This window comes from Chitinophaga parva (genome assembly GCF_003071345.1).
Lineage (GTDB): Bacteria > Bacteroidota > Bacteroidia > Chitinophagales > Chitinophagaceae > Chitinophaga > Chitinophaga parva.
The window spans coordinates 1-3,240 of the sequence record NZ_QCYK01000006.1 but is presented as its reverse complement, the minus strand read 5'-3'; the positions used below and the strand labels follow the sequence as shown (position 1 = coordinate 3,240).

2 rRNA genes are annotated in these 3,240 nt (G+C 48.1%); both read left to right on the top strand.

Features of this window, described 5'->3' with window-relative positions:
- The first annotated feature begins 101 nt into the window (after nt 1–101).
- Nucleotides 102–2,984: ribosomal RNA gene (locus DCC81_RS25255) — 23S ribosomal RNA — on the top strand.
- A gap of 122 nt (nt 2,985–3,106) precedes the next feature.
- A 5S ribosomal RNA gene (gene rrf, locus DCC81_RS25250) occupies nt 3,107–3,218 on the top strand.
- Nucleotides 3,219–3,240 lie beyond the last annotated feature (22 nt).

Genomic DNA, 3,240 nt, shown 5'->3' with positions numbered 1-3,240 from the left:
CAGCAAGTGAGAAAAGTTCTTTGACATATTGGGAAAACAAGTTGTTTTATGCTGCTGCGGTTAGCGATAACTGCGGTAGTCGTAAAGTAATGAGAAAGTAATTTAAAGCGAATAAGGGCGCATGGTGAATGCCTAGGCTTTAGGAGGCGAAGAAGGACGTGGTAAGCTGCGAAAAGCTACGGGGAGCCGCAAACAGGCGTTAAATCCGTAGATATCCGAATGGGACAACCCAATACGTTGAAGACGTATTATCCGAAAGGAGGCCAACGCAGAGAACTGAAACATCTAAGTACCTGCAGGAAAAGAAAATAAATAAATGATTCCCTAAGTAGTGGCGAGCGAACGGGGAAGAGCCCAAACCGGTGTGGCGTGCTGCACCGGGGTTATAGGACTACTTTTAGAAGATCGCATCAAGTTGAAGTATCTGGAAAGATACACCAAAGCAGGTGATAGTCCTGTAGACAGAAATTGCGATGGACGTGTAGTATCCTGAGTAGCGCGAGACCGGAGGAATCTTGTGTGAATTTGCCAGCACCATCTGGTAAGGCTAAATACTCCCTAAAGACCGATAGTGAACCAGTACCGTAAGGGAAAGGTGAAAAGTACTCCGAACAGGAGAGTGAAATAGTACCTGAAACCGTGCGCTTACAAGCGGTCGGAGCCTTGAAAAGGGTGACGGCGTGCCTTTTGCATAATGAGCCTACGAGTTACTCCTCACTGGCGAGGTTAAGTTCTTCAGTAACGGAGCCGCAGCGAAAGCGAGTCCTAACAGGGCGTTAAAGTCAGTGGGGGTAGACGCGAAACTTTGTGATCTATCCATGGGCAGGTTGAAGGTTTGGTAACACAAACTGGAGGACCGAACCCATTAGCGTTGAAAAGCTATGGGATGACCTGTGGATAGGGGTGAAAGGCCAATCAAACTGAGAGATAGCTCGTTCTCCCCGAAATGTTTTTAGGAACAGCCTCGTATTACAGACGTATCATAGAGGTAGAGCTACTAATTGGGCTAGGGGGCTTCACCGCCTACCAAACCCTAATAAACTCCGAATGCTATGATATATTCTACGGGAGTGAGGCTGTGGGCGCTAAGGTCCATGGCCGAGAGGGAAATAACCCAGATTAACAGCTAAGGTCCCAAATCGTATGTTAAGTTGAACAAACGCAGTTCAAACCCTAAAACAGCCAGGATGTTGGCTTGGAAGCAGCCATTCATTTAAAGAGTGCGTAACAGCTCACTGGTCGAGGGTTTGGGCACGGAAAATAATCGGGCATCAAACATACAACCGAAGCTTTAGGATAGCCTTTAGGGGCTTATCGGTAGGGGAGCATTCTAAACTGCATTGAAGGTGTACCGCGAGGTATGCTGGAGCGTTTAGAAAAGAAAATGTAGGCATAAGTAACGATAAATAAGATGAAAAATCTTATCACCGTAAGACTAAGGGTTCCTGATCAACGCTAATCGGATCAGGGTTAGTCGGGTCCTTAGGCAAAGCCGAAAGGCGTAGCTGATGGCAAACTGGTGAATATTCCAGTACCTGCAATAAATTCGATGGGGTAACGGAGTAGTGAAAGGACTGCGCACTTACGGAATAGTGCGTTAAAGGGAGTAGTTAAAGACTGCGTAGGTAAATCCGCGCGGTTTGACGAACCTGATAGTACAGCAAAGCTTCGGCAGCGTTGATAATGTCCCTAATCAGACTTCCAAGAAAAACCTCTAAGGTATGTTTATTGCAGCCCGTACCGCAAACCGACACAGGTAGTCGAGGAGAATATCCTCAGGTGCTCGAGTGATCCGTGGTAAAGGAACTAGGCAAATTGACGCTGTAACTTCGGGATAAGGCGTACCACCTTCTGGGTGGTCTCAGTAAAATGGTCCAACCAACTGTTTAACAAAAACACAGGGCCCTGCAAAATCGTAAGATGAAGTATAGAGCCTGATACCTGCCCGGTGCTGGAAGGTTAAGGAAGGATGTTCGGGGCAACCCAAAGCTTCTGACTGAAGCCCCAGTAAACGGCGGCCGTAACTATAACGGTCCTAAGGTAGCGAAATTCCTTGTCGGGTAAGTTCCGACCTGCACGAATGGTCTAATGAGTTGGACACTGTCTCTACCACGAGCTCGGTGAAATTGTAGTATCGGTGAAGATGCCGGTTAATCGCAACGGGACGGAAAGACCCCGTGAACCTTCACTACAACTTAACATTGATTTTGAATGCCAGATGTGTAGGATAGTTGGGAGACTATGAAGCAGCTTCGCCAGGAGTTGTGGAGTCAACGTTGAAATACCAACCTTCTGTTATTTAGAGTCTAATCCGGCAACGGAGACATTGTTTGGTGGGTAGTTTGACTGGGGTGGTCGCCTCCTAAAAAGTAACGGAGGCTCGCAAAGGTACCCTCAGTACGGTTGGTAATCGTACGCAGAGCGCATTAGTAAAAGGGTGCTTGACTGTGAGGCTGACACGCCGAGCAGGAGCGAAAGCTGGCTAAAGTGATCCGGTGGTTCTGAATGGAAGGGCCATCGCTCAAAGGATAAAAGGTACTCCGGGGATAACAGGCTGATCTCCCCCAAGAGCTCATATCGACGGGGAGGTTTGGCACCTCGATGTCGGTTCGTCACATCCTGGGGCTGGAGAAGGTCCCAAGGGTTCGGCTGTTCGCCGATTAAAGTGGCACGTGAACTGGGTTCAGAACGTCGCAAGACAGTTCGGTCCCTATCTGTTGTGATCGTTAGTAAATTGCGAGGACGTGACCTTAGTACGAGAGGACCGGGTCGTACGTACCGCTGGTGTATCTGTTGTGCCGCCAGGTGCAGTGCAGAGTAGCTATGTACGGTTGAGATAAACGCTGAAAGCATCTAAGCGTGAAACTTACCTCAAGATGAGTTTACTTTTAAGGGCCGTCGGAGACTACGACGTTGATAGGCTACAGGTGTAAAGGTGGTAACATCAAAGCCGAGTAGTACTAATTGCCCGTAAGCTTTAATTTTATTCTTTATGAGACGAGCAGCGAAAGCATGAGTCGTTGATAGAACAACTTCCCAATATGTAACTTATTAGGTGTGTAGATAAGGTCCAGGCGAAAGCCAGGAGTCCGGCACACAAAGTCCTTATGGTGGTTTTGCCGAGGGTGTTCACCTCTTCCCATTCCGAACAGAGAAGTTAAGCCCCTCATGGCCGATGGTACTGCGCAATCATGCGGGAGAGTAGGTAGCTGCCATATTTATTCAGAAAGTCTCACAGGG